Origin of the sequence: Streptomyces nidicola (genome assembly GCF_050106155.1) — a bacterium.
Classification (GTDB): Bacteria; Actinomycetota; Actinomycetes; order Streptomycetales; family Streptomycetaceae; genus Streptomyces.
On sequence record NZ_JBNBPI010000001.1, the window covers coordinates 267417 to 293091 of the forward strand.

General features: G+C 71.1%; 24 protein-coding genes. 9 read left to right on the forward strand and 15 right to left on the reverse strand.

Translation table 11 applies throughout. The annotated features are described in order from the left end of the window. Nucleotides 1-537: 537 nt before the first annotated feature. Together ACOKM3_RS01290 and ACOKM3_RS01295 are read right to left on the reverse strand one after the other, a co-directional pair. The gene (locus tag ACOKM3_RS01290) at nt 538-1200 is read right to left on the reverse strand and encodes a response regulator (protein WP_426906657.1); all 663 of its coding nucleotides are present in this window, start codon (nt 1198-1200) and stop codon (nt 538-540) included. 74 nt (nt 1201-1274) lie between these two features. Then, nucleotides 1275-2228: a HAMP domain-containing sensor histidine kinase gene (locus ACOKM3_RS01295; protein ID WP_426895997.1), complete on the reverse strand. Its 954-nt coding sequence runs from the start codon at nt 2226-2228 to the stop codon at nt 1275-1277. A 347-nt stretch (nt 2229-2575) separates the two neighbouring features. Between ACOKM3_RS01295 and ACOKM3_RS01300 the strand changes: the two genes are divergently transcribed. From ACOKM3_RS01300 to ACOKM3_RS01315, 4 genes are all read left to right on the forward strand, one after another. Next, nucleotides 2576-2902, forward strand: coding sequence for a TraR/DksA family transcriptional regulator (locus tag ACOKM3_RS01300; protein WP_426895999.1), 327 nt, complete (start codon nt 2576-2578; stop codon nt 2900-2902). 79 nt (nt 2903-2981) lie between these two features. Next, the gene (locus ACOKM3_RS01305; protein WP_426896000.1) at nt 2982-3353 is read left to right on the forward strand and encodes a TraR/DksA family transcriptional regulator; all 372 of its coding nucleotides are present in this window, start codon (nt 2982-2984) and stop codon (nt 3351-3353) included. Next, nucleotides 3350-4144, forward strand: coding sequence for a rod shape-determining protein (locus ACOKM3_RS01310; RefSeq protein ID WP_426896001.1), 795 nt, complete (start codon nt 3350-3352; stop codon nt 4142-4144). Before ACOKM3_RS01305 ends, ACOKM3_RS01310 begins: the two co-directional genes overlap by 4 nt. Before the next feature lie 107 nt (nt 4145-4251). Beyond that, on the forward strand, nt 4252-4896 hold the full coding sequence (locus ACOKM3_RS01315) for an Rv1733c family protein (RefSeq protein ID WP_426896002.1): 645 nt from the start codon (nt 4252-4254) through the stop codon (nt 4894-4896). A gap of 68 nt (nt 4897-4964) precedes the next feature. Here ACOKM3_RS01315 and ACOKM3_RS01320 read toward each other — a convergent pair whose 3' ends face one another. Then, the gene (locus tag ACOKM3_RS01320; protein WP_426896004.1) at nt 4965-5417 is read right to left on the reverse strand and encodes a TY-Chap domain-containing protein; all 453 of its coding nucleotides are present in this window, start codon (nt 5415-5417) and stop codon (nt 4965-4967) included. A 152-nt stretch (nt 5418-5569) separates the two neighbouring features. Here ACOKM3_RS01320 and ACOKM3_RS01325 point away from each other — a divergent pair, with 152 nt between their 5' ends. The 3 genes from ACOKM3_RS01325 to ACOKM3_RS01335 all read left to right on the forward strand — a co-directional run bounded on the left by ACOKM3_RS01325 (nt 5570) and on the right by ACOKM3_RS01335 (nt 10145). Next, nucleotides 5570-6736 carry a calcium:cation antiporter gene (locus ACOKM3_RS01325; protein WP_426896006.1) on the forward strand — a complete coding sequence of 389 codons (1167 nt, stop codon included), beginning with the start codon at nt 5570-5572 and terminating at the stop codon, nt 6734-6736. A 241-nt stretch (nt 6737-6977) separates the two neighbouring features. Continuing rightward, complete coding sequence (locus tag ACOKM3_RS01330; protein ID WP_426896008.1) at nt 6978-9092, forward strand: ATP-binding protein; 2115 nt, start codon at nt 6978-6980, stop codon at nt 9090-9092. 147 nt (nt 9093-9239) lie between these two features. After that, entirely contained in the window at nt 9240-10145 is a 906-nt protein-coding gene (locus ACOKM3_RS01335) for an alpha/beta fold hydrolase (RefSeq protein ID WP_426896010.1), read from the forward strand. A 21-nt stretch (nt 10146-10166) separates the two neighbouring features. Here ACOKM3_RS01335 and ACOKM3_RS01340 read toward each other — a convergent pair whose 3' ends face one another. From ACOKM3_RS01340 to ACOKM3_RS01360, 5 genes are read right to left on the reverse strand one after another with little or no spacing between them, the layout of a single operon-like run. Next, nucleotides 10167-10994 (reverse strand): SCO6745 family protein, encoded by an 828-nt coding sequence (locus ACOKM3_RS01340; protein WP_426896012.1) that lies wholly within the window; start codon nt 10992-10994, stop codon nt 10167-10169. A 22-nt stretch (nt 10995-11016) separates the two neighbouring features. Continuing rightward, nucleotides 11017-12042, reverse strand: a complete 1026-nt coding sequence (locus tag ACOKM3_RS01345; RefSeq protein ID WP_426896014.1) for an NAD(P)-dependent alcohol dehydrogenase — start codon at nt 12040-12042, stop codon at nt 11017-11019. Next, nucleotides 12039-12758 (reverse strand): metal-sulfur cluster assembly factor, encoded by a 720-nt coding sequence (locus ACOKM3_RS01350; RefSeq protein ID WP_426896016.1) that lies wholly within the window; start codon nt 12756-12758, stop codon nt 12039-12041. Before ACOKM3_RS01350 ends, ACOKM3_RS01345 begins: the two co-directional genes overlap by 4 nt. Nucleotide 12759: 1 nt before the next feature. Continuing rightward, nucleotides 12760-13761, reverse strand: a complete 1002-nt coding sequence (locus tag ACOKM3_RS01355; RefSeq protein ID WP_426896018.1) for an amidohydrolase family protein — start codon at nt 13759-13761, stop codon at nt 12760-12762. Nucleotides 13762-13811: 50 nt separating this feature from the next. Continuing rightward, nucleotides 13812-14606, reverse strand: a complete 795-nt coding sequence (locus tag ACOKM3_RS01360) for an acetoin reductase (protein ID WP_426896020.1) — start codon at nt 14604-14606, stop codon at nt 13812-13814. Nucleotides 14607-14825: 219 nt separating this feature from the next. Between ACOKM3_RS01360 and ACOKM3_RS01365 the strand changes: the two genes are divergently transcribed. Next, nucleotides 14826-16631 (forward strand): sigma-54-dependent Fis family transcriptional regulator, encoded by a 1806-nt coding sequence (locus tag ACOKM3_RS01365; RefSeq protein ID WP_426896022.1) that lies wholly within the window; start codon nt 14826-14828, stop codon nt 16629-16631. 18 nt (nt 16632-16649) lie between these two features. On the opposite strand, the gene ACOKM3_RS01370 is transcribed toward ACOKM3_RS01365, so the two are convergent. Continuing rightward, nucleotides 16650-18080 (reverse strand): DEAD/DEAH box helicase, encoded by a 1431-nt coding sequence (locus ACOKM3_RS01370; protein WP_426896024.1) that lies wholly within the window; start codon nt 18078-18080, stop codon nt 16650-16652. A gap of 343 nt (nt 18081-18423) precedes the next feature. On the opposite strand from ACOKM3_RS01370, the gene ACOKM3_RS01375 reads away from it, so the two are divergent. After that, nucleotides 18424-19062 (forward strand): phosphatase PAP2 family protein, encoded by a 639-nt coding sequence (locus tag ACOKM3_RS01375; RefSeq protein ID WP_426906658.1) that lies wholly within the window; start codon nt 18424-18426, stop codon nt 19060-19062. Between the two features lie 2 nt (nt 19063-19064). On the opposite strand, the gene ACOKM3_RS01380 is transcribed toward ACOKM3_RS01375, so the two are convergent. Genes ACOKM3_RS01380 through ACOKM3_RS01405 form a run of 6 tightly spaced genes read right to left on the reverse strand, consistent with a single transcriptional unit; the run spans nt 19065 to nt 25673 of the window. Next, nucleotides 19065-20384: a glutamate-1-semialdehyde 2,1-aminomutase gene (locus ACOKM3_RS01380; protein ID WP_426896026.1), complete on the reverse strand. Its 1320-nt coding sequence runs from the start codon at nt 20382-20384 to the stop codon at nt 19065-19067. 10 nt (nt 20385-20394) lie between these two features. After that, a complete protein-coding gene (rfbC, locus tag ACOKM3_RS01385; protein WP_426896027.1) occupies nt 20395-20946 on the reverse strand; it encodes a dTDP-4-dehydrorhamnose 3,5-epimerase in 552 nt (183 codons plus the stop codon). Then, nucleotides 20943-22154, reverse strand: coding sequence for a polysaccharide pyruvyl transferase family protein (locus ACOKM3_RS01390; protein WP_426896029.1), 1212 nt, complete (start codon nt 22152-22154; stop codon nt 20943-20945). The genes rfbC and ACOKM3_RS01390 overlap by 4 nt, the downstream gene beginning before the upstream one ends. After that, nucleotides 22151-23098, reverse strand: coding sequence for a glycosyltransferase family 2 protein (locus tag ACOKM3_RS01395; protein ID WP_426896031.1), 948 nt, complete (start codon nt 23096-23098; stop codon nt 22151-22153). The genes ACOKM3_RS01390 and ACOKM3_RS01395 overlap by 4 nt, the downstream gene beginning before the upstream one ends. Then, complete coding sequence (locus tag ACOKM3_RS01400; protein WP_426896033.1) at nt 23095-24393, reverse strand: MATE family efflux transporter; 1299 nt, start codon at nt 24391-24393, stop codon at nt 23095-23097. Before ACOKM3_RS01400 ends, ACOKM3_RS01395 begins: the two co-directional genes overlap by 4 nt. After that, nucleotides 24390-25673, reverse strand: coding sequence for a DUF4910 domain-containing protein (locus ACOKM3_RS01405; RefSeq protein ID WP_426906659.1), 1284 nt, complete (start codon nt 25671-25673; stop codon nt 24390-24392). The genes ACOKM3_RS01400 and ACOKM3_RS01405 overlap by 4 nt, the downstream gene beginning before the upstream one ends. Nucleotides 25674-25675: the final 2 nt, after the last annotated feature.

Below are 25675 nucleotides of genomic sequence, written 5' to 3' on the forward strand. Positions count from 1 at the left end.
GTGCAGCATCAAGAGCTGGTGCGGCGTCAACAGCCCGGTCACCGGCGACAGATGGCGAGGCCTCGACCCCCATGAGCCCACCGGGAACCGCCCCTGGGCCCGAGCCCCCATGGCGCTCAGCCACCTCGGCAGCCGCCCCGGACGGAACGAGCGTGGAACGGGCGCCGGCCCTCTCCACCGATGCGCCGAGCTCGCCGGACACAGACGTCGAAGGGAGCAGGTTCAGTACGACAGCCAGTAGCGCGACCAGCAACCCCGCGGCCCGGGCTCGGCCGACAGCAGACGCGGCCCGAACGACAGGGACGGCGGGGCGCATGCGCCGCCTCCCTTCCCCATCGCGTGCCGCGTGGTGCTCCGTGCTGTGTGCCGTACGACGGTGATCAGGCGCGGCCCATCCGCTCCCGCCAGCCTGCCCCACACCGGCCCGCCCGCTCGATCGGGCCCCGTACCCATTTCCCGGGGCACGGACTGCCCATCCCCTCCAGGACCGGACCCGCACCGCGCGACCGTTCCGGTCGGACGCCCGGCCAGTGGCGGTCAGGGCTCGATCAACCCGGACCGGATCGCGTACCGGGTCAGCTCCAGACGATCGTGGAGCCCCAGCTTCTGCAGGAGGTTGGCCCGGTGCCGGTGCACCGTCTTGATGCTGATGAACAACAACTCGGCGATCGCCTTCGAGGAATGGCCCTCGGCCACCAGTTTCAGGACCTCCTCCTCACGCGGGGTCAGAAGGTCACCGGACGCCTCCTCGCCGTGCCGCACGCGGTCCAGATAGTTGCGGATGAGCGCCGTCACCGCCCCCGGATACAGGAACGGCTCGTCCCGCATGGCCGCCCGGCACGCGGCGACCAGGTCCCGGTCGGCGACCGACTTCAGGACGTACCCGCACGCCCCCGACTTCAACGCCTGGAACAGGTACTGCTCGTTGTCGTGCATCGTCAGCATCAGGATGCGCAACCCCGGATGCCGCGCGGCCAGTTCACGGGCCGCCTGCAACCCCGTCAGACGCGGCATCGTGATGTCCAGCACGGCGAGATCCACCTCGCGGTCCCGCGCCATGTCGATGGCCTCCGCCCCGTCCCCCGCCTCCGCGACCACTTCGAGGTCCGGCTCGCGGTCCAGGATCAGGCGCACCCCGCGGCGTACCAACGCATGGTCGTCGGCGAGCAGGATCCGGATCGGCGACACCCCGGACCCCATGGGCGCCGATGGCCCGGCGGGATCAGGACGCTCGGGACGCTCGTTCGGGGTGGCCTCGGACGGGTCGTGCATGATCACAGCTGCTTTCCGGAAAGGGGGGCGGTGAGCCGGACACAGGTGCCGGCTCCGGACGGTGAGGTGATGTCGAGGGTGCCCCCGATCAACAGGGCCCGCTCGCGCATGCCACGGATGCCCGCGCCCTCGCACGCCGACTCCATGCCACGCCCATCGTCGGTGACGGTGAGTGTCACCGCGCCGTCGGCATCCTCCAGAGCGACCTCGACACGCTTCGCATCCGCGTGTCGGGCGACATTCGTCAAACTCTCCTGCACCACCCGATACAGGACCAACTCCCTCTCGTGGTCCAGGGCGGGCAGATCGGCATCGAAACGCCGTACCACCCGCAGCCCGGTATGGGTGGAGAAGTCGTTCGTCAGCGAGGACAGCGCACTGACCAGACCGAGATCTTCCAGCACGCCGGGGCGCAGCCGCCGCACCAGGCGCCGGACCTCGTCCAGGCTCTCCCGGGTGATCTCCTGCGCCTGCTGCAGGTCCTCCCGCAGCGTTCCGTCGGCCTCGTCCGCGGCCCGTCCCAACACCAGAAGGATCGCGGTCATGCTCTGACCGACCTCGTCGTGCAACTCCTGGGCGATCCGGCGCCGTTCCGCCTCCTGGGCGAGCAGGACGCGGGCACTGCTCGTGGCCCGCTCGCTCTCCAGCCGTTCCAGCATGGCGTTGAAGCCGCGGATCAGTTCGGGGACCTCGCCGCTGCCGGTCGCCGGAAGCCGCTGGCCGGGGCGCAGCAGGTCGACGGTCGTCATCAGAGTGGTGAGGCGCGCCAGCGGTGCCAGCCCCCAGCGCAGCAGCGCACCGTTGGTGACCAGCATGACGCCCATGCCGACCACGAGGACGACGGCCTCGGTGAGCAGGATCGGTACGGAGACGGTCACCGGGGCCCACAACAACAACCCCGTCGCCAAGCCCAACACCACCGTGTTGAGCCCGAAGATCCGCCAGAACAGCGACACCGCAGGCCTCCTCCTTCAACACACCAAGCCAACACACCGGTTCAACACACCGATTCAACGCATCGGTTCCACGCATCGGTTCAACGCACCGACCCCACTACGGCTCCACTGTCGGTCATCGCGCGCCCCCGGCGGGAACCGCGGTCCTGATGAGCGACCCCGCGTCCGTCCAGCTTCCCCCACCCCGGCCCGGCGCGGCACACACGGCCGACGAATGGAGCCCGCGCCCCACCGAAATGGGGCCCGCGCCCGATGGGATTGCCCTGGCGACCCGGCGAGGGTGGACGGTGCACGGGCCCGACGGCCCGGCCATCGGCACACCCGCTCCCTGAGAGGACCCCGCCACCATGCCCCTCGACACATCCCGCACCGAACCCCACCCAGAACCCGCCGCCACCCACGAGACCCGCCGACGTCTCGAACACGCCCGCACCACCAGTCTCACCCAACTCCACGCGCTCACCGAGAACACCCACACCAACGAGCAGCTGATGAGCACCCAGACGTCCGCGATCCGGCAGACCCTCCAGGACATCGACACCGCCTTCGCCCGCCTCGAGGCCGGCACCTACGGCACCTGTCGGACCTGCGGGACCTCCATCCCCGAAGAGCGCCTCGAGATCCTCCCCTACACCTCCTACTGCGTCACCTGCCGACACCGCACCACCGCCTGACACTCACCGCCTCACTGTCCCCCTCCTCTCCACTCGCATCTTCCGATCCCGTCCCTCCCGCCCTGCCTCAAGGGGTGAAGTGGTGAAACACCACACCATCAGCGACCACACCACGCAGCTGTCGCTCCAGGACCTCACGGCTCTGCGCGAGAGCCTCCACGAGCAGCAGCGCTTCCGCGAGGAGCAGCTGCGCCGGCTCACCGCGGCGGACACCCGCACCGGTCAGCCGCTCCAGCAGCGCTCCCCCGCGCACACTCAGGTCCACGACACGCTCGCGGCCTGCGCGCGCATGGTCCTCATCGACGTGGAAGCGGCCCTCGACCGCCTCGCCGAGGGCCGCTTCGGGCATTGCCGGCGCTGCCGGCGCGCCATCGACCGCGAGCGCCTGATGATCGTGCCGCAGGCCCGCTACTGCGCCCGCTGCCCACAAACACCGGAGGCCGGCCTATGACCCCGCTCCGTCTCCGGCCCTGGCCCCGGCAGTGCAGCGGGATCGCCCTCGACATGGGCAGCGCACGCACTCGCGCATGGATCGCAGGACGGGGGCTCGTCCTCGACGTGCCGACCGTGACCTTCCCCGGTACCGGCGCCATCCATCCCATCCAGCGCGGCACCATCATCGACGCGCCCGGCACGGCACGGATGCTCGAGCGGCTCCTCGCCCACCGGCTGCCCCGCCTCGCCCGCCCGCTGATCGTGGTGGCCGCACCGGTCCTCGACGGGATCACCTACCGCTCCCAGGCCCACGTCGCCGTCCAGGCCCTGCGTCCGCGCAGCGTGCTGACCATTCCCGCCGCCCGCGCCGTGGCCCACTCCGCAGGCGCCGACCTGTCCCGGCCACTGATCGTCATCGACATCGGCGCCCACCTCACCGAGGTGGTCCTCCTGGTCGACGGAGCCGTGCACGACGCACGCCGCACCGCGCTGGGGACCGAAGACATCCGTGACCAGACGACCGGACCCGCACAGATCGGCGGGGCGCTGGCCGACATGACGGCCTCGATGCTGCGCCAGGACCCCACCTCCCTCACCCACGACGCACTCGCCCGGGGCCCCCTCCTCGCGGGCGGCGGCGCCCTGCACCCCGAGATCACCCACCGCCTCGCCGACCGGCTGCACACGCCGCTCCACCCCGTCCCCGCACCCCACACCGCCGCCGTCCGAGGCGCCGCACAACTCCTGAAAGCCGCGCACAACCACCCCACCACCGCACACACCCACCGGCCGGGCCCGCCCCGCTAGCTCCACACCCGACCTACCAACTCCCGGCGCCCGAGACCCAGTTCAACGGGCGAGGGCGCCCTGCCGTGCCCGTACGACAGCTCCTGCCGTCAGGAAGGAGGCACACCATGGCCCGCGAGATCCCGCCGGCCCAGCCACCACCCACCGACCCCGAACCCGCCCGCCGGCCCCGTGTCCACTGCCTTCTGTGGCGGTGGAGGCGCAACCCGCTCCGGCGCCCCAGCGACCGACTCCAGGCCTGGGTCACCCTCACCCTCGCACTCGCCGTACTGATCACCACACCAGCCGCGATGTTCGCCGCGGGAGACCGCGCGCACCGCCATTACCGCAGCACCGCCCAGCACGAAGCGCTCACCCGCACCCAGCAGTCCGCCACCCTCACCCACGACGCCCCGCGCCACCCCGAACCCGGATCCGAGGAAGCGAAACGGGCCCGCTACCCCGTCCCCGTCCGCTACACCGACCCGAGCGGCGCGACACGGACCGGGAAGACCAATGTCGAACCATCGCTGCCGGCCGGCACCACCGTCCGGATCTGGACCGGTGCCGACGGCAAGCTCACCGAACCGCCCTTGACCGCGGAACAGGTCCGCAACCACACCATGGGCTGGGCCATGCTCGCCTTCCTCTCGGTGCCGCTCACCGGCCTCGCGGCGCACGCCGCCACAAGCCGACGCATCCACCGCCACAACCTTGGCCAGTGGGACACGGCCTGGGCCCGCACCGCACCCCACTGGACCACACACTCCTAGGTCGGCGAACAGTCGCGTGGCTGGTCAGCGAGGTGCTCCAGGCGAAGCTCCCGGGTCGCTCCGGCCGCTCACGCCGGCGGGTCCTTCCGCCAGGTCCACCGCGCGTCGGGCGGCTCCTCGCCCAGTACGCGGAGCGCGTCGGTGGAGATCCGGGCAAGCCGGTCGACCTCGTCGAGGCCGAACCACATCTCGTGATTCTCCGAGCGCCCGCTGCGCGGCGGGTGGGTGTCCGGGTCGGACCAGCCGAGCGACAGCAGCCGCTGCTTCTGCGCCTCGGTCGTCTTCCGGTACGCCGACGAGACGCATTCGGCGCCGAACCCGTCGTGCCACCTCATGAACTGCACGTATCGCCCGGTCTCCTGCCGGGGCTTGGGGCGCCGCTGCCACCAGCGTCGCCCCGGGGCGTCGGGCACCGGCGGCGGCTCCGGGTCGGGCTCGGAGACCACCAGGGTGTCCCTCTCGCGCATACCGGCCACTTCCGCCCGCAGCCGGTCACGGAACTCGCTCCACGCCTCGTCCATCGGGCCAACGTACCGGCACCGGACACTCGGCCTCACGAGCCCGCCCCGGAGGCTTCACATGACACGTGCCAGTAGAATCCGATGTGGAAGGTGCGTTCGGGACGGCCCGTGCGTGAGAGGCGATCGCCGGGACGGCCCGCGGATTGGGAGACATGACCGTGTCGGTCGTCTCTGGTGTACGAAACGTCCTGACTCCCCGGGCACTGACGCAGCTACTGCTGGGCTGGATCGCCTTCGTCGTGCTGCTCATCGCGCATCCCGTATTGAAGGGCCCGCTTTCGACGCCGGCGCTGTTCGCATTGCTCGCCGCGATCGTCGTGGTGATCGTGGTGTGCGCGTTCGGGGTGGTCACCCAGGCCGAGCGCCTGGCCCACCGACTGGGAGACCCCTACGGGACTCTGGTTCTGACACTGTCGATCGTGGTGATCGAGGTCGTCCTGATCTCCGCCGTCATGCTCGGGCCGGGAGACCACTCGACGATCGCCCGTGACTCGGTGATGGCCGTGTCGATGATCATTCTCAACCTCGTCATCGGCATCGCACTGCTGGTCGCCGGTGTGCGACACCGTGCCCTGGAACCCAACAGCGCCGGCGTCTCCTCCTACCTGTCCCTGCTGGTCGTCCTTCTCCCGGCGGCGTTCGTGCTGCCGGGCCTGATCGGCTCCGAGGGCGCGTACGAGTCCGGCCAGGCCGTGCCGATCCTGATCACCACCCTGGTGTTGTACGCCTTCTTCCTCTACCGCCAGATGGGCCCTCAACGCGACGACTTCCAAGAAGTCACCGCCGCCCCCTCCGCTCCGGGCGCGACCACGACATCCGAGGGGCACCGATCCCGGTCGAGCATCCTCGAAGTCCTGTCGGCCCACCGGACCGAGGTGCTGTCACGCGCGGTCGTGCTGGTGCTGACCGTCATCCCGATCGTGCTGCTGTCCCACGACATGGCCGCCCTCCTCGACGAAGGAGTGGCCAGGATCGGCGCCCCGGTGGAACTGTCCGGCATCCTGATCTCGATGATCGTCTTCCTGCCCGAGACGATCACCACGATCCGCGCCGCCCACACGGGAGAGATCCAGCGCGTGAGCAACCTGTGCCACGGCGCCCTGGTCTCCACCGTCGGTCTGACCATCCCTGCCGTCCTTGTCATCGGACTCATCACCGGCCAGACCGTCCACCTCGCCGAATCGCCCGCGAACATCGCCCTGCTGGGCGTCACCCTGCTCCTGACGGTCACGTCCTTCTTCAGCAAGAAGATCACCGCCGTGCACGGCGCCGCCCACCTGATGACGTTCCTTCTGTACGTCCTCATCGTGTTCTCGTAGACCGATGACCGCTCTGGTCGGCGGCCTGCGGAGCAGCGGCTCCCCGCGCGGCGGAGGCCGACGTGGCGCGGGCACCGAAGCGGTGCGGTCTCGGGCAAAGGTGGGCCGTCGGTCGCTGTTCTTCAGGGGAGTTGCGGCCATTTCCGATCGCTTTGCGGCTCGCCGTCACGCCGTGTGACGAGCTCCGCCAGACTGTCCGGCATTTCCTGGTGACGGGTCGGCAGGGGCGGAGAGGGACGATGTGACCACGCGGAAGCAGCGCACGGGGAATCTTCCCGCGGCGACGCCGGAGCTGGTCGGGCGGCGGCCGGAACTGGCGGAGATCCGGAGGCTGTTCGGGGATGCGCGCCTGGTGACCCTGACGGGGGTCGGTGGGGTGGGCAAGACGCGGCTGGCGCTGCAGGCCGCGCACGAGGCGCAGGAGTCCTTCCGGGACGGCGCGTGGTGGGTGGAGCTGTCCCCCGTGCGGTACGGATCCGTGCTGGCTCTCGCCATCGCGGAGGAGCTGCCGCTGGCGGATCAGACGACGCGCCCGATGCTCGATGTGCTGGTCGACTATCTCGCGGAACGCGAGATGCTGCTGGTACTGGACACTTGCGAGCATCTGGTGGGCCCTTGCGGGCTGGTGGTCGAGGCGTTGCTGCGGGGGGCGCCGACACTGAGGGTTCTGGTGACGAGCCGCCGCCCGCTGGGCATGGCCGCGGAGCAGACGTTGACCGTCGCGCCGCTGGCCGTGCCGGAGAGCGACGAGGACGTGACCGGGGCGGCGACGGACGCGGTCGTCCTGCTGTCCGCCCGCGCGGCCGAAGTGGCCCCCGGTTTCGCCATGACCGATGCCAACCGGCCGGACCTGGTACGGCTGTGCCGGCGCCTCGACGGTCTGCCGCTCGCCATCGAGCTGGCCGCCGCACGACTGCGCGAACTGTCCCTGGCGGAACTGACCGAACGTCTGGAGGACCGCTACGAGGCCTTGAGCAGTGCCGAGAAGGTGGTGCGCGACGCCGCCCCGCCGTGGCACCGGGCGCTGCGCACCGCGATCGGCTGGAGTCACGAACTGTGCACCCCGGCGGAGCGACTGCTCTGGGCACGCCTTTCCGTCTTCGCGGGCGGCTTCGACGCCGAGACGGCCCGGCAGGTGTGTACCGACGCGCACCTGCCGGGCACCGGAATCCAGGCCCTCCTGGACGCGCTCATCGACAAGTCCATCCTGAACTGGCAGCCGACCGGTTGCACCGAGCGATACCGGATGCTCGACACCATCCGTGAGTACGGCGCCGGGTGGCTGGAGGCCATCGGCGAGCGCGAGGACCACCGCCGTCGCCACGTCGGCCACTACGCGGCGTTGCTGCGCCACTTCGCCGACCGCTTCCTCACCTCCGAACAGGTGCCGTTGTACTGGGGACTTGTCCCCGAGCGGGAGAACCTCCGTGCCGCCCTCGGCTATGCCCTCGACGCCGACGAAGGCAATGAGGCCGTGGCCGTGACGGCGGCGATGTGGGCGTACTGGGTGTGTGCCGGGCAGCCCCGCGAGGCGGGCCACTGGATGGAGCTCGCACTCGAGCACGCGCCCGGGCCGTCGGTCGACCGGTTCACGACGCTGGTGTGGAGCTGCACCTTCGCGACGTACCGGGGCGAGCACACGGCGGCACGGCGGTTCGCGGATGCGGCGCAGGAGGACGCCGACCGGCTCGCCGACCGAAGGCTCGCCGGATACGCCGCCATGAGCCGCGGGATGGCACTGGCCTACTCCGGTGAACCCGGCACGGGCCTGGATCTGCTGCGTCGGGCGACCGAGATCTTCCGCGAGGTCGACGACGCCTCCGGCACATGTCTGGCCGCCATCCGCCGTGGGGTCGCCCATACGATGGCCGGCGACCCCGGCGCCGCGCTCGCCGACTTCGACGAAGCGCTCGACCTGTTCGGCGAAGGCAGTGAGGAGAGCTACTTCACGGCGTTCATCCTCATCGCCGGCGGCATCGCCCACATTCTCACCGGGGACACGGCTGCCGCGGACCGGGCGGGGCGCCGCGCCCTTGAACTGCAGTACACGCGCGACGACTTGCTCGGCCAGGCGGCCTCCCTCAGCCTCTTGGCGTGGGTCGCCGCCCGGGACGGACGACACTCCCGCTCGGCCTGGCTGTTCGGCGCGGTGCGCGCGGTGGAGGAGCTGGCGGGCTCGGCCCCGTTCGTCGGCAATCCGAAACTGGGGGCGTTGCACGCCCGGTTCGATGCCGCGGCGCGGCAGGCACTCGGCGACCAGCGCTACGAGGCGCTGCACCGCCAGGGCGCCGGGCTGCCGCGCCCGGCCGCGGTGCACTTCGCTCTGAGCGACCACGACGCGCCTCCCACACCCTGAGCAACCACGCTGAGCGACCGACCGGGCCGTCTCGGACAACCCGCCTTATGTACGTCTTCTGTTGATCCACCTGCTGATCCATTACCCCGTCAGCCGATGTTCGTTGGGCTTGGTGACCGTTGCCCTGCTACGAGGAGTCACCTGCTCATGCCTGAGGAATTCGTGCGTCGGATGCATTTCAAAGGGTTCGACTATGACTGCCGGATCGTCGAGAACCCCGCTCCTCGGACAGAGCCCATCGTTCTGCTGGGCGGCTCCTTCCAGGACATGTACGCCTTCCGGCGACTGGAGAAGCCCTGGACGGAGGTCGCGACGGTCATCACCGTCGACCTGCCGGGGTCGGGCAAGGCCGACGATCTGCCGGCGGAGTACGGCTTCGACTTCCTCGCCGAGGTGCTGGGCGATCTGCTCGGGCGGCTGGAGCTGGACTCCGTAAATCTGTTCGCCGCTTCCTACGGCGTTCCCATCGCGTACCGGCTGGTCCAACGGCGTCCCGAGCGCGTCAAGCGCCTGATCCTCGCGGGGGCTTCCATGGAGTACCCGGCGGAATGCCGGACCGCGCTCCGGGCCATGGTCGACAGCCTCGCCTCCGGAGACATTTCGAGCGCCTACGGCCGGGTGACGGTCGAGGCGCTCATGGCGCACCCGGACCGTCCCGTGCGCAAGCGTGCCGTGACGGCCCGGCTGCTGGCGTGCACGATGAGCGCCATCACCGACGCCGATGTGCCCCGGCACGTCGCCATCCTGGAGCGTGTCCTGGCCACGCCCGGTCTTCCTCCTGGTGGCATTCCCGACGTACCCGCCCTGTGCTTCACCGGTGAGTACGACGAGTTCTCCACCCCCGACCGCGTACGCGAAGTTGCCGCAACGATTCAGCACGGGCAGTTCGCCCTGATCCGCGAGTCCGACCATCTGCCCAACCTCGAACGGGGCAAGGAGTTCTCCCGGCTCATCGCGGACTACTTCACCGACCAGCCGATCGACACGCTCGACTTTCTGACGGAGATCGAGCGTCCGGCTCTGGAAAGGGTGCCTGTCGGCGCCGCGTCGTAGTCCGCGCAGTGTGGCTCCTCGTCACTGGGATCCTGCGGCCACCAGCGTCTCGGTGATGGGTTCGAGCTCGGCGACCAGTTCGCCGAGTTCCGCCGTCGAAAGAGCTTCGTACGGCGGCAGGGCGAGTTCGTCGGTCAGGGCTTCGATGCGCTGCTTGGTCTCGCGGCCGGTGTCGGTGAACCGGCCGTCCGTGTCGACGAGCCCGCGCTCGCGCAAGCCGTCCATGACCGCGGCCAGGCGCTCCTTCGGCAGATGGTGGATGCGCCCGAACGACTCCGGTGGGTGGATGCCCATCTCCAGCGCGGACAGCACGTGTGCCTCCGTGCCGCCGATGCCCGCCCCGACGAGAGCGGCGATGTGTCCGTCGGCGCGGTGCTCGCGCAACATCGTCGCGGAGTGCCACAACCGGGCGACCGGGTCGCTCGGCACCGCCAGCCCGCGCATCCCGGCGTACATCACCCGGCCCGCCGTGGGCGCGCTCGTCGCGGCCTTGGTGGTCAGGTCGGCGGCGCGCACCAGCCCCGGGGACCCGGCCAGCTCGGCGCCGAGGATCCGCCGCACGGAGGCCGCGCTGCCCCGTTCCCGCGCGGCGACGGATGCCTCGGGCGGGATCGTCTCCCACGCGCTGGGGATGTGCCGCGCGGCCTCCCCCTCGGCGAAGCTGTAGAAGGCCGCGTGCACGACGTGCGCCGACACCCGCCCCAGCGGAGCGGCGCGGCCGGCGAAGTAGCCGTCCCAGTAGGTGCGGTGGCCGAGCGCGGCCAACTCCTCGTTGCACTCGTCCGCGAAGTACGTGACGAGGCAGATCGGCTCCAGGAGCTCGAACATGCGACGGGCTGTGTGCGTCATGGCCCACATCATGCCCGGACATTCAGGGCGTGAGGATCGCCCGGCCGCGGATCCGGCCGCTCTCCAGGTCGTCCAGCGCGTCCTGGAAGCGGTCCAAGGGGTACTTGGCGGTGTGCAGGCGGACGCGGTCCTGTGCGGCCAGGACCATCAGCTCGCACAGGTCGTTGTACGAGCCCACCAGGTTGCCGATGAAGTTGATCTCGGCGGAGATGATGTCGATGGTCGGTACGTCGATGTTCTCGCCGTAGCCGACCACGTGGTAGTCGCCGGCCGGGCGCAGCATGCCGACGCCGTCCTTGGTGGAGCCGCCCTCGCCGACGAAGTCGATGACCGCCTCCGCCCCTTGTCCACCGGTCAGTTCGCGCACCCGCTCGACGTGCCCGCCGTCGGCGACGACGCCGTGGTCGGCCCCGATGGACGTGGCCAGGGCCACCGCGTCGGGGTTGCGGTCGACGACGAGGAGCTCGGCGGCGGTGAGGGCCTTGAGGACCTGTACGCCGATGTGCCCGAGCCCGCCCGCGCCGATCACCACGCAGCGGTCCCCCGGCCGCAGCCTGCGGGCCGCCTTGGCCGCGGCGTGGTACGCCGTGAGACCCGCGTCGGCGAGCGCCGCGACGTCGGCCGGTTCGAGGGAGTCGTCGATGCGTACGACACTGCGCGCGGAGGTCTTCAGGTACTCGGCGTAGCCGCCGGCCGTGTCGATGCCGGGGAACTGGTTGTTCTCGCAGTGCACGTCGTCGCCCGCCCGGCAGGCGCGGCACAACCCGCAGGTGATCAGCGGGTGCACGATGACCTTGTCGCCCTCGGCGACGTTGGTGACGGCGCTGCCGACGGCGTGCACCCAGCCGGCGTTCTCGTGGCCGATCGTGTAGGGCAGTGTCACGCCGGACTTCTGCGCCCACTGCCCCTCCAGAATGTGGATGTCGGTGCGGCACACGCCGGCGCCGCCGATCCTGACGATCACGTCGAACGGGCCGGTCACCTCGGGGGCGGGGACCTCGGCCATTTCGAGGTTCTTGCCGTAGCCCACGACCTGGACTGCCTTCACGAGACGTTCTCCTTCGATTGGTCGTCCGCGGATTGCGGGTAGCGGGTGCGGAGCAGCCCCCGGCAGAAGTGCGCGTTGCCGTCGATCGACACCCGGACCGCGCGGGCGAAGCGCAGCCGGAGCGGGATCTCGCCCGGCGGGACGCGTCGCCCCTCCTCGTCCACCAGTACCGGGTCGGACGGCGCCACGCCGAGGCCGAGCGCCTCCCTTCGCCGCAGCAGCGCACTGGTTGTCGCCGCGTCGGGGAGGTCCCCGAGGACCACGTCGTGCAGGTCCTCCTCGGTGAGGTCGGGGTTCTCGCGGAGCAGGCGCGTCAACGCCCGTTCCATCGCGGCGACATGGGCCTTGCGGCGGAACGTCAGCCGCAGCGCTTCCAGGTCCTTCTCGGCCTCGGCGCCGAACGTGCCGCGGTAGCCCGCATCCGCCGCCAGCCCGCCATTGATCAGGTCCGAGTCGTGGTGGTCGTCGAGCAGCACGACGACGTCCCGCGTCCAGGGCAGTGCCGTCAGCGCGTCCTTGGAGTCCGACGCCATCAGGTACGCGAAGTTGGGCGAGCAGAAGGACGTGGGGAGCCTGAGGCGGACGGTGAGCGCCCCGTCGGGGGTCAGCGTCACGGAGCGCACGAAACCCAGGTCGGTGATCGGCTCGTCCAGCTCCGGGTCGAGGACCGTGTCCAGCGCGGCGCGGGCGGAGCGTTCCCGTGCGTCGACGGTCATGTCAGGCCACCGCCGGTTCGGTGACCCCGAGTCCGGCCGGGACCTCGATGTCGTACATGGCCGCCGCGTTCAGCCCGAGGATCTTCTTCTTCTGCGCCAGGGTGATCGGCGCGTACTCGGGCGTCATGTCCTCGGGGATCTGGAAGTCGACGAACCGCTCGATCAGCCAACGGGGCGTCCAGAGCGCGTAGTCGCTGGAGAACTGGATGCGGTCCTCGTCCAGCCAGTAGAGCAGTTCGCCGATGATCTGCGCGAAGTACCGGGGCCGGGAGTGGATGAACGGGATCGCGACGGCGAGGCCGGCGTGCACATTGGGCTCCTGCGTGGCGATCCAGCAGAAGTCCTCGAGGCGGGGCAGCCCGCAGTGCTCGACGACGAAGTTCATCTCGGGGAACTGCGTGGCCACCTTGTCGACGTCCGCCACGTCGAAGGCGTCCCGGTCGAGGGGACGGATCGTCGGCCCCTTGTGGACGTGCACATTGTTGATCCCGAGTTCCTGGCACACCTCGAGATAGCGGTACGTCCACGGGTCGTCGAGCTTGTAGCCGCGGCTGTCGCCCTTCCACTCGGCGGTGTACAGCTTCACGCCCTTGAGCCGGAACCGCTCGGCGTCGCGCCGCAGTTGGTCGAGCCCCTTCTGCTCGTAGCGGGGGTCGAAGGAGTGGTTGTACGTCAGCTTGTCGGGGTGCTTCTGGGCGAGCGCGAAGGCCTCCTCCGTCTGCCCGAAGCCGCCCCGGTAGAACGCGCCCAGGCGCGCGGGCTGGAAGATGGCGTGGTCCACGTACCCGTCGACGAAAAGGTCCTTCATCAGGCGCCCGCCGCCGTAGTACAGGTACTCCTCGTACGTCCAGAGTTCCGATTCCGGGCTCAGGTTGCGGTGGTAGTCGTAGAAGCAGTCGATGAACTGCTTGCCGTGGATGTTGAGTTGGTTCTCGGGGCGGGCGTCCCAGAGCGCGATGTGCGCGTCGACGATGAAGTAGTTCTCGCCGTCCTTGGAATACATCTGTCTCCTCAGATCCTCGGTTTCTTCGTTCCTCGGTTCCTGGGTGCGCGTCAGGAGAACTGGATGCCGCCGTCGATCATGACGGACTGGCCCGTCATGTAGTCCGAGTCCCGCGAGGCGAGGTACGAGACGAAGGACGCGACGTCCGTGGGCTCCTCGACGCGGCCGAGCGCGATGGCCTCCGCGTACTTTTTGATGGCCCGGCCCTTCTGCAGGCCCTCCTCCTGCGCGAGACGCTCGTCGATCAGGTCCCACATGTCGGTGCCGACGATGCCCGGGCAGTACGCGTTGACGGTGATGCCGTGCTGCGCCCACTCCATGGCGGCGGCCTGGGTCAGTCCGCGTACGCCCCACTTGGACGCCGAGTAGGTGCCGAGCAGCGCGAACGGGCGGTACGCGACGATCGAGGCCGCGCCGATGATCTTTCCGCCGCCGCCCTGGGCGATCATCTGCCGCGCGGCGGCCTGGTAGGAGAGGAAGACGCCGCGCAGGTTCACGGCCATGATCTGCTCGAACTCGTCGAGCCCGGTGTCGAGGAGCGGAGTGACCCTGGCGATACCGGCGTTGGCGACGTAGACGTCGACCCTGCCGAAGCGTCCTGCGACCTCCTCGACGAGCCCGTCGGTCTGCTCCTTGCTGGACACGTCGGCGTGCACGGCGAGGGAACGGCGGCCGGTCTTCTCGATGCCGGCCGCCACCTCGTTCAGTTCCTCGCTCATGCCGGGGAGGTCGGCGACGGCTACATCGAGTCCGTCCGCGGCCAGCCGCTCCGCGATGCTGCGGCCGATGCCGCGGGCGGCGCCGGTGACGATCGCGGTACGGGGTGCGTTGTCGGCGGAAGTCATAGCGGGCTCCTGTGCTCGACGGCGGGCGACCGCACCCGTTGTGCGGCGCCGACCATCAGCGTGCGGGCCGGGGACGCCGTCGAGTTTTTCAATGTGGAACACACCGGGGCCCACTCCTGTACCACTGCACGGAAAACGCACTGGGAGTCTTGGCGTACGGCCGGTTGTCGGGTACAAACACGTTCGTAATATGGCGGAAACACGCCCATCGGAGACGCCATGCTCAGTGACAGCACGGAGCGGGACCGGACCATCGCGCGAGCGCGCCTGCAATTCCTCACGCATGCGGAACCGCCTGCGCAGATCGTGCCCGAGGGCATCCGCAACTCCTGGCAGCGTTCCAAGTACCTGGGGGTCGGCACGGACGAGGTGGTCGTCCCCTACCAGCCCGATTACGACCGGGAGAGCCGCCTGGTCCGCGCCGCCGCGCCCGTCCTCGACCGGCTGGAACGGACGCTGGCGGGTTCGGACGCCTCGGTGATCGTGACGGACCGCAAGGGCTGGGTGCGCGACCGCCGCGTCGGGGAGAAGCGGCTCTCGACGCACCTCGACCGGGTGCATCTGGCCCCCGGCTTCAACTACGCCGAACAGTTCGTCGGCACGAACGGCATCGGGGTCGCCCTGGAGGAGCGCCGGCCCAACGTGGTCCTCGGCACCGAGCACTTCAACGAACGCCTCCAGGGCGTCTCCTGCGCGGCCGCCCCGATCCGCAACTCGGTGACCGGGCGAGTAGAGGGGGCCATGAACCTGACGTGCTGGAACGGCCCGGCGCGCACGCTCATGGCGGCCCTGGTGCAGGAGGCCGCGGGCGACATCGCGCGCGTGATGTACGAGTTCAGCAGCTCGCACCAGCGTGCGCTCCTGGAGGCGTTCCAGCAGGTGAGCCACTACGGGGACCGGCCGGTGCTCTGTCTCGGCCAGGATCTCGTGCTCGCCAACTCCGCCGCCTCCGCTCGGCTCACGGGCGACGACCACCGGCTGCTGCACGAGGCCGCCGCCGAACTGGGGCATGCGCCGCGCACCCGCCAGGAGGTGCAACTGACCGGCGGGGAAACCGTGTTGATGCGCTGCCGCCAGGTCGACAGCTCGGCGGGCGCGGCCGGGTACCTGCTGGAGTTGGCCTTCGCTGAATTCCCGTCCGGCGGGCAGCGGCCCGGCTCCGGCTCCCGTACGCGCGCGGAGCAGGACGCGTCCCGCCCGTGGCCCCTACCGGGTCTGGCCGGGACGGATCCGGCGTGGAACACCGTCTCCCGGGCGGCCTCCCGCTGCGCCCGCGAACGGACGCCGCTCCTGCTCCACGGCGAGGCGGGAACGGGCAAGTGCGCGCTGGCCGGCGCCGCGCACGCGTTGACCGGCGCGACGTCGGCCCCCGTCGTCGTGGATGCCGCGGCCACCGTGGCGGACGGCACCGGGACCGACCTGCCGACCGCGCTGCGCGAGGCGCCCACGGGCCCTGGCCGTGCCCTGGTCCTGCGGAACGTCGACGCCGTGTCCCCCGAGCAAGGAACCTCCGTCGCCCAGGCGCTGGAGGCCGCGGCGGCCCAGGGCACCTGGATCGTGGGCACGCTCCACCGGGCACAAGGCGTACCCGAGCCGCTGAGGCGCTGCTTCGTCGAAGCGGCGGCCGTTCCCGCCCTGCGGCACCGCCTCGCCGACCTCCCCGCCCTGGTCGACCGGCTGCTGCGGCGCATCGGCGCGGACGTCGAGTGCGCACCGGAGGTGCTGCCGCTGCTGCGCCGGCACGACTGGCCCGGCAACGTCCGGCAACTGGACGCGGCCCTGCGCGAGGCCGCGGCGGGCCGCCGCACCTACCGGATCGAGCTCCATGACCTGCCGCCGTCGCTGCACAGCGCGGGCGGCCGCTCGCTCAGCGCATGGGAGGCGTCCGAGCGCGACACCCTGGTCCAGGCCCTGCTGGCGGCGGACGGCAACAAGCTGCTGGCGGCGCAGCGGCTCGGCATCTCCCGTACGACGATCTACCGGAAGATGCGGGCGTACGGCATCACGCTGCCGGGACGCGGCTGAGGCGGGGCGACCGGCGGGTCAGCCTCCGCGCCGCACTCGCGCGGCCTTTCGCGCCTCCGCGAGCTTGCGGGCCTCGTTGGTCTTGCGGGAGCCGCGGGCGCCGGAGCCGCTGGTGGAGACGGTTCCGGAGCCGGAGCCGGTCTTCGGGTTCTTGGTGCTGCCCAGGCCGCGGAACGGGGTGTTCTGGTTCTTGGGGCGCTGGGCGGGGCCGCCGTCGAGGGGCTTGCCGGAGGGAGCCTTGGCGCCGGTGATGCGGCTCAGCTCCGCCTCGCCGGACCGCACCTTCGTGACCTTCGCGGTGACGTCGGCGTCCGCCATGACCTGGCTCGTCTCGCGGCGCTGGCCCGACAGGACCAGCGACACGACGGTGCCGGAGCGGCCGGCGCGGGCCGTGCGTCCCGCGCGGTGGAGGTAGTCCTTGGGGTCGGTCGCCGGGTCCACGTTGACGATGAGGTCGAGGTCGTCGATGTGCAGGCCGCGCGCGGCGACGTTCGTCGCCACCAGGGCGGTGACCTCGCCGTTCTTGAACTGGGCCAGGGTCCGGGTGCGCTGCGGCTGCGCCTTGCCGCTGTGCAGCGCGGCCGCGGCCACGCCGCTGCCCCGCAGGTGCTTGGTGAGCTGGTCGACGCCGTGCTTGGTGTCCAGGAAGAGCAGGACGCGGCCGTCCCGGGCGGCGATCTCCGTGGCGACGGACCACCGGTCCGGGCCGTGCACGACGAGGACGTGGTGCTCGATCGTGGAGACGGAGCTCGACGAGGGGTCCACGGAGTGCTCAGCGGGGTCGCGCAGGTAGCGCCGCACCAGCTGGTCGACGTCGGCGTCGAGGGTGGCGGAGAACAGCATCCGCTGCCCGTCGGGCCGCACCTGATCGAGGATCTCGGTGACCTGCGGCAGGAATCCCATGTCGCACATCTGGTCGGCCTCGTCCAGGACCGTGATGCCCACCCGGCCGAGGCGGCAGCCCTTGCGCTCGATCAGGTCGTGCAGCCGGCCGGGCGTGGCGACGACGACCTCTGCGCCGTCCCGCAGCGCGGCGGACTGCCGTCCGATGGACACGCCGCCCACCACGGTCGCCATCCGCAGCCGCAGCGCCTCGGCGTACGGGGTGAGCGCCTCGGTGACCTGCTGCGCCAGCTCCCGGGTGGGGACCAGCACGAGGGCGAGGGGCTCCTTGGGCTGGGCGCGCCGCCCGGCGATGCGGGCGAGCAGCCCCAGGCCGAAGGCGAGCGTCTTGCCGGAGCCGGTGCGGCCGCGGCCGAGGACGTCGCGTCCCGCGAGCGCGTTCGGCAGCGCCGCCGACTGGATGGGGAAGGGCTTCGTCACCCCGTGCTCGTCGAGCGTGCGCAGCACCGCGGCCGGGAGACCGAGCTCCGCGAAGGACGTCACGGGAGCGGTGCCCGGCGTCTCGTCCTGCGGCCGGGCGTCGTCGGCACGTGCTGATTCGCTCACAGAGAGCCTTCCTGGCGAAGAGGGGGCCGTACCGAGGAAGGCGCGGCGGGGACGCGGCGGCCGGCCGGCGGCACCCGACGGGGCACCGGCACAGTTGCGCTGCAAACGCTCAACGCTAGCACGGGAGGCCGGACGGCCTTCACGCAGCGCTCTGGCGCCCCTCCACTCCCCCGTTTCAACTCCGGTGTCCACTTGCCGAGTTGAACAGGTGCCATGGCCACAGGCCGGATAGGGTCACCGAAAGGTGGGTGGGACACACGACGGGGGGATCGCGTTGGATCACCTGACTGAAGCGGAGCCGGGGCATGGCCACAGCGGCAAGGCCGCTTCCGAGCCCGAACCGATGCTGCCCGACGCACTGCGCGCCTGGCTCGGCGTGGTCGCGGCGCTCTCCGCGCTCGTGGTCGTCGCGCTCGGGGTGATGTACGCCGGGCACGGCGAGTCCGGCCGGGTGGACCGTTGGTTCGTCCTGCCGACGGACGACAGTGTGCGGCCGCCGTGGCGGGGCGTCGCCCTGGCCGTCGACTTCCTGGGGGAACCCGTGGGCGCGGCGGTGCTGGTCGTGGCCGCCGTGGCGTGGTGTCTGCTGCTGCGCCGTCCTCGCGCGGCGGTGCTGGTGGCGGCCGCGGTCGCCCTGACCGTGGGAGCGGGGACGGTCGTCAAGCCGGTGGTGGGTCGCACCATCCACGGTCCCGGCAATCTGTCCTATCCGAGTGGGCACACCGCCTTCCTCACCGCGCTCGCCCTGGTCGTGGCGCTCGTCGCGGTCGGACGGTACGGGCTAGGCAGAGCGGCCGGAGCTTCGCTCGTGTTCGGCGCGGCGCTGGCCGCGGGCGCCGTCATGGGGTGGGCGGAGGTCGCCCTCAGCGCCCACTATCCAACGGACGCGGTCGGCGGCTGGTGCGCCGCGCTCGCGGTGGTGCCCGCGACCGCGTGGCTGGTCGACCGGGTGGCGGACGCCGGTCGACCAGCTCGCCGCTGACGTCACGCCAAGCGGCGGAACACCGGCTTCACCGGCCGTCCGGCCAGCCACGGCGTGGGGTCGCCGGCGTCGACCGCCTTCCGGTACACCGCGCACGCCTCGGCCACCACGTCGACGGTGCGGTCGATGTCGGCGTCGCCGAGCGCGCTGCTCACAACGAACGACGGGGCGAGGACGCCGCCCATGAGCAGGTGGCGCAGGAACAGGGTGCGGTACTCCTGGGACGGCTGCCCGTGCTCGTCGAGGGTGGCGAAGACCAGGTTGCTGGACCGGCCCCGGACGAGGACGTGTTCGCCGACGCCCATGCTCGACGCGGCCTCGCGGACCCCGGCGGCCAGGCGCTCGCCCAGGGTGTGCAGACGGGCGCTGATGCCCTCCTCCACGTAGGTGCTCTGGACGGCCATCGCCGCCGCCAGGCAGTGGGTCTCCGCGCCATGGGTCGTGGAGAGGAGGAAGACCCGCTCGCCGGCGTGGCGCAGCCCGCCGTGCTCCATCAGCTCCCGGCGCCCGGCCAGCGCCGAGACGGCGAACCCGTTGCCCAGTGCCTTGCCGAACGTGGAGAGGTCGGGCACGACGCCGTACAGGCCCTGGGCGCCCGCCTCCGACCAGCGCAGACCGGTGATCATCTCGTCGAAGATCAGTACGCAGCCGTGCCGGTCGGCCAGCTCGCGCAGGCCTTCGAGGTAGCCGGGCGGGGGCTCGCTGTGGGCGGCCGGTTCGAGGATCAGGCAGGCGACGTCGTCCGGGTACTGGGTGAGGAGTTCCTCCGTGGCGGCCAGGTCCCCGTACGGGAAGGACACGGTGAGGTCGGTCGTCGCCGTCGGGATGCCCGCCGACATGGGTGTGGTGCCGATGAACCAGTCGTCGGTGGAGAAGAACGGGTGGTCGGCGCAGATCGCGACCCGCCTGCGCCCCGTGACGGCGCGCGCCAGGCGCACCGCGGCGGTGGTGACGTCGGAGCCGTTCTTCGCGAACTTCACCATGTCGGCGGTCGGCACGGTGGCCAGGAAGCGTTCCGCGGCCTGGACCTCGACGATGGACGGCCGGACGAAGTTGCTGCCGCGGTCGATCTCCCGCCGCACCGCCTCGTTCACGCGCGGGTGGGCGTGGCCGAGGCTGACCGAGCGCAGCCCGGAGCCGTATTCGATGTAGCGGTTGCCGTCGATGTCCCACACGTGGGAGCCGCGTCCGTGGCTGATGACCGGGGCGAGGTGTTCGGGGTACTGGTCGTCGCCCTTGGCGTACGTGTGCGCGCCGCCGGGGATCATGGCGTGCAGCCGCTCGTTCGCCGACCGCGACCTTGGGAGGTCCAACTCTTCCATGGGTACGCCCTCAACTCCGCTTCTGCTTCAGGACTTCGGCGAGGCTCGGCGCCTCCCGGTCCCGCTTGGACATCGACGTGGTCGGCAGCGGCCACGGAATGGCCAGCTCCGGGTCGTCGAACGCGATCGTCACGTCCTCGGCAGGGTCGTGCGGGCGGTCGATCCGGTACGAGGTGTCGGCGGTCTCGGTCAGCGCCTGGAACCCGTGCGCGCACCCTGCCGGGATGTAGAGGGTCACCTGCGTCTCGCCGGACAGCTCGAAGGTGGCGCGGTTGCGGTACGTGGCCGAGTCAGGACGCAGGTCCACGACGACGTCGAAGATCTTCCCGTACGAGCAGCGGACCAGTTTGGCCTCGCCCTTGCCTGCGCGCAGGTGCATGCCGCGCAGCACGCCGCGGACGGAGCGGGACACGCTGTCCTGGACGAAGGCGCCCGGGTCGAGGCCCACGCTGCGGAGCACGTCGGCGTCGAAGGTGCGGCAGAAGAAGCCGCGTTCGTCGGTGTGCGGCGTGGGTTCGAGCAGGAACGCCCCGGCGATCTCCGGGACTTCGGTCAGTTTCATCGATTCCCCCGAGGTGCGTGGTTCTGGCCGGTGGCCGGGAACAGGGTGTCGGTCAACGCGTTGAACTGGTGGGCGAGTTGCTGTGTGGTGGCCTTGTTCCGCTCGACGAGGGTCTGGCGCAGTTCCGCGGACCGCTTCTCCAATTCCCGGAACTGTTCGAGGAGTCGGTCGGCGTCGACCTCGCGTGCCGGGTGGCAGTAGGCGCCGAGGCCCATGCGTTCCATGAGCGCGTCGCTCTTCGCCGCGTAGGTGAGGGCGAGCGTGGGTGTGCCGGACTTCAGGGCGCAGATCAGGTTGTGGTAGCGGGTCGCGACCACGGCATCGGCCGCCGCCGTCTCCTTCATCAGGTCGGCGAGGGATGCCGTCTCGGCGGCGGTGACCAGCGGCGAGTCCACCGCCTCGATGATCGCCTCGACCACCGACGTGTCGCAGTCGTCGCCGGTGAGCAGCCTGACCCGTCTGCCGTCCTCGACCAGGGTGCGGACGAACCGGGTCGTCCCGTCGAGGTAGCGCCGGTGGATCTCCTCGGCCCGCGCCCGGTCGTCGTTGCCGCCGTGGAAGTCCATGACGCCGACGCAGACCGTGCCGTCTCCCGCCGTGGCCGCGGGCACCGGCAGGGCGAACGCCAGGTCCGGATAGACCGCGTCGCGCGCGGTGTTCACTCCCATCGCCCGCATCGCGTCGCGCGACTGGGCGTCGCGGTACGAGCGGTAGGCGGCGAGCCGCGCCGACCAGCGGACCAGGATCCGGGTCGGCCGGACCCGGATCTCGGCAGCGCCGACGCTGACCAGCGCGACCTTCGTGCCGAGCAGCCGGCCGCTCGCGCAGAGCAGGAACAGCGAGTACGGGAATCCCCACGGCCGCAGCGGCAGGGTTGCCTCCAGGACGCCCATGCCGGGCACGATCACCACGTCGTGCCGGCGTACCCAGGCGGCGGTGCGGACGACGTCGACGAGTTTGCCGAGGCCCTTGGTCACGAGCGCGCCCGCCCGTGACGCGGTCCGGTACTCGCCGCGGTTCCAGTGCAGCCGCCGCGCGGGGATCCCGTACCGGGCGGTGACGACGTCGGGTCCGCCGCACAGCGCGTCCACGGGCGCGTCCGGATGCTCGTCGCGGAGGTAGCCGAGGACGGCCTCGAGCGAGCCGTCGTTGCCGAGGTTGCCGGAGCCGAGCAGGCCGAACACCCCGACGCGTGGCCCGGCCTTCATGGGCGCCGCTCCTTGCGGCCCGCGACGAGGTCGTCGATGGACACGTTGAGCTGGGCGGGGTCGACCGGCGCCCGGTCCTCCACCCGCTCCCCCGCTCCCGGCCGGGTGCGGCTGGTCGCCCAGGCGGCCAAGTGGCCGTAGCACGCGCGGCGTTCGGCCGAGGACAGCGGCGCGCGCCGGATCGCCGAGACGAAGCCCAGGACGTACTCGGCGAGCAGCCGGGGCGTCGGGTGCAGCGGCCCGGCCCTGCGCGGGTCCAGGTTGACGCAGCGGGAGCGCTTGGACGGGTTGGCCCGCTCGGCGCGGGTGGGGTGGTCGCGGCGGAAGTACAGCAGCTCCGGCACCTGGTAGAAGGGGCCGTGCAGACCGATCTCGGCGACGAACGTGCGGTCGGCGTGGTGGTAGCTGTCGTGCGGCTTCACCTTGCGCAGGACGTCGGCCCGGATCACGCCGTAGAAGTCGTCGCCGCCGGGCTCGAACAGCATGCTGCGGAAGCGGGCGGGCGCGCGCGGCGAGTCGGTGTTGAGCGTGTACGCGTAGGGGACCTTGACCTTGCCGTCCTCGTCGATGACGGCCTGGTCGGCGTGGGCGAGGATCACGTCGGGGTGCTCGTCGAGGGCCTGTACGCAGCGGCGCAGCAGGTCGCGGGCGTACAGGTCGTCGTGCGAGGCCCACTTGAACAGCTCGCCGTGGCACTGGGTGAACACGTAGTTGTGGTTCGGGGCGGCGCCGATGTTGCGGGGCAGCCGGATGTAGCGGATGCGCGCGTCCTTGGCCGCGTAGTCGCGGCAGATGTCCTCGGTCCCGTCGGTCGAGGCGTTGTCGGTGATGACCAGCTCGAAGTCCTCGTAGGTCTGGCCGAGCAGCGCGTCGAGGGACTCGGCCAGGTACTCCTCGCCGTTGTAGACGGGCAGGCCGATGCTCAGTCGGGGGTGGGCGGTCATGTGGTCCTCACTTCGGGGGTGGTGTTGTGGTGGTGCTCGCGCAGGGCGTACCGCAGGTGCAGCCACCACACGACGGAGCCGGTGACGGTCGCGGCGGCCACGCCCCAGGCGGAGCCGACCGTGCCGCCCGCGGCCGCGCCGCCGAGCCCGCCGCCGACATAGCAGGCGGAGGCGATCAGTTGGGAGCGCAGGCTGAGCCGGGCCGCTCCCAGCGCGCGCAGCCCCGCGGCGGCGCCGCTGCCGAGCCCCGCGCCCGCGACGCCGATGGTGACCGGCACGATGAGCTGCGAGGCGGCGCTCCACACGTCGCCGAGCACCAACTCGCCCGCCCGGTCCGGCAGCAGGAGCAGCGCCCCGCCCCACAGCAGCGCGGCGACGGCCTGCCCGCCGCCGAGCAGCAGGCAGAACCGGCCGAGGCGGTGCGGGGCCCGCCGCAGCACCCGGGCCGCCTCCGCGACGGTGACCAGCGAGAGCCCCATCAGCACGGCCATGAACGGGCCGAGCAGCAGTTCGGCGCCGCGGACCACACCGACCGCGCCGACCCCGACGATGACGCCGAGTCCGTACGCCCGCAGTTGGCTGCCGCCACTGTTGCTGACGTTCTCTACGAGGTAGCGGGTGCCGAGGTCGCGGTGGTCGCGCAGCCACGCGCGCGCTCCGGTGAGCCGGGGCCTGATGCCGGACTGGAAGCAGCCGTACACGGCGGCGACCGCGGCGGATCCGCCCCACGCGAGCACGAACGCGGGCACGCCGCCGACCCGGCCCGCCACCACCAGGGCGGGGACCAGGGCGACGCACCACACGATGTCGTTGACGAACGCCTTGCGCCCCGCGCCCGCCGCGAAGAAGGCGAACCGCCAGGAGTCCTGCAACAGCAGTCCGGGCAGGACGATGCCGAGACAGGCGAAGGCGGACCCCATCCGGTCGCCGACGGCGAGGCCGATCACCAGGCAGGCCGCTCCGAGGGCGACTCCGACGCCGAGCGCGGTGCCGGACGACCGGGCCACCGCTCCGCGCCAGGACTCCTTCGGCACCGCGCTGAAGCGCACCATGAGCGGGTCGGTGGCAAGACCGCGGGAGACGTTGAGCACCACGCCGTACGTCACCCAGGCCAGGCTGAACACGCCGAACGCGGTGACTCCCAGGGAGCGCGCCACGTAGATGCCCACCGCGAAGTTGGACACGCTGGAGGCGGCCTGGTCGGCGAGGCCCCAGGACAGCCGGCCCGCGAGGGCCCGCCGGGTGGATCCGGCGGATGTCTTCGTCTTCTCCTCCTCGGTGGTCATCGACGTCATTCCTTGACCAGCCCCGCCCCGTGCAGGGCGTCGGCCGCGTCGGCGACCGTGTCGAACGGCAGCCCGGACCGCTCGGCGACGTCGAGCAGACTGTGCTCGCCGTCGGAGAGATTCAGCACCCAGAGCATCGCCATCTGGGCCTGCTTGGTGTCGCTGCGCCCGCCGAGCGCGTCGTACAGCCCGCGCCGCCCCAACTGCGGCTCCCCATAAGGACTTTGGTTGAGGTAGCGCCGGTTGCGGTCCAGGACGGCGAACGCCTCGCGGCAGACGGCGAAGGTGTCCGCCATCGCCTCCGGGGAGACGAAGTCCAGATCGTCCGCCGAGGTGTGGTACTCGGGGTAGCCGGCGTACGGGGTGCGGGTGAGCGAGCCCACGCCGAGGTCGAATCCGGGCGAGCAGTACTGCCGCTCGTCGTATCCGTACGGTGTGAACTCCTTGACCTGGTGCGGGCGTTCGGAGGCGGTCAGTACATGGCTCAGGACGCGGTCGATCTCCGCGTCGCCACGTCTGCTCCGCTTGTACGTGAGGTCTCCCCGGTCGCCGGCGCAGGCCAGCACGAGGCCGTGTTTGACCTGTTCCACCCGGTCCTTGTTGCGGGCGAGCCAGGTGATCGCGCCGACGGTGCCGGGCGCGAAGATGAACCGGTAGGTGTAGTACGGCGTGTGTTCGGCCAGCGCGCGGGCCAGGTACGTCGCCACCGCGATGCCCGCCAGGTTGTCATTGGCGAGCGAGGGGTGGCAGATGTGGCAGGAGACGATCACCTCGTCGGGGACCTGTCCGGGCACGATGTGCTCGGCGTAGGTGAGGTGGCCGTCCTCCAGTGTGGAGTCGACGCGGACCTCGTAGTCGCCGTCCGGCAGCGCGTCCAGGGTCTCCTGGGACAGGCAGAACCCCCAGTCCGGCTTGTAGTAACTGGTGCGGTACGGCACCAGGTTCGGCTGGTCCGGCAGCGTGTGGAGGTGGGCACGGAGCTCGGACAGCGGCATCGTCGCCGACACCGGGACGCTGTAGCCGAGCACGTGCAGGCTGGACGCGGCGAAGTCGACGACCCGTCTTCCGGACGCGTCGGCGATGTACGCGTCGCGGATGTTCCACTCCTGCGGCACCGTCCAGTCGAGGACCTGGGTTCCGGTGGGCACCTCGTGCACGTCGAGCGGGATGTATTCCCCCACGATGTCCAGGGTGGCGCGCACCCCGTCGCCGGTGATGCTCCGGCAGAGCGGATACATCCGCTCCACCAGCTCGTGCATCGCCGCACCGACGCCTTCGTTCACCTGCATGG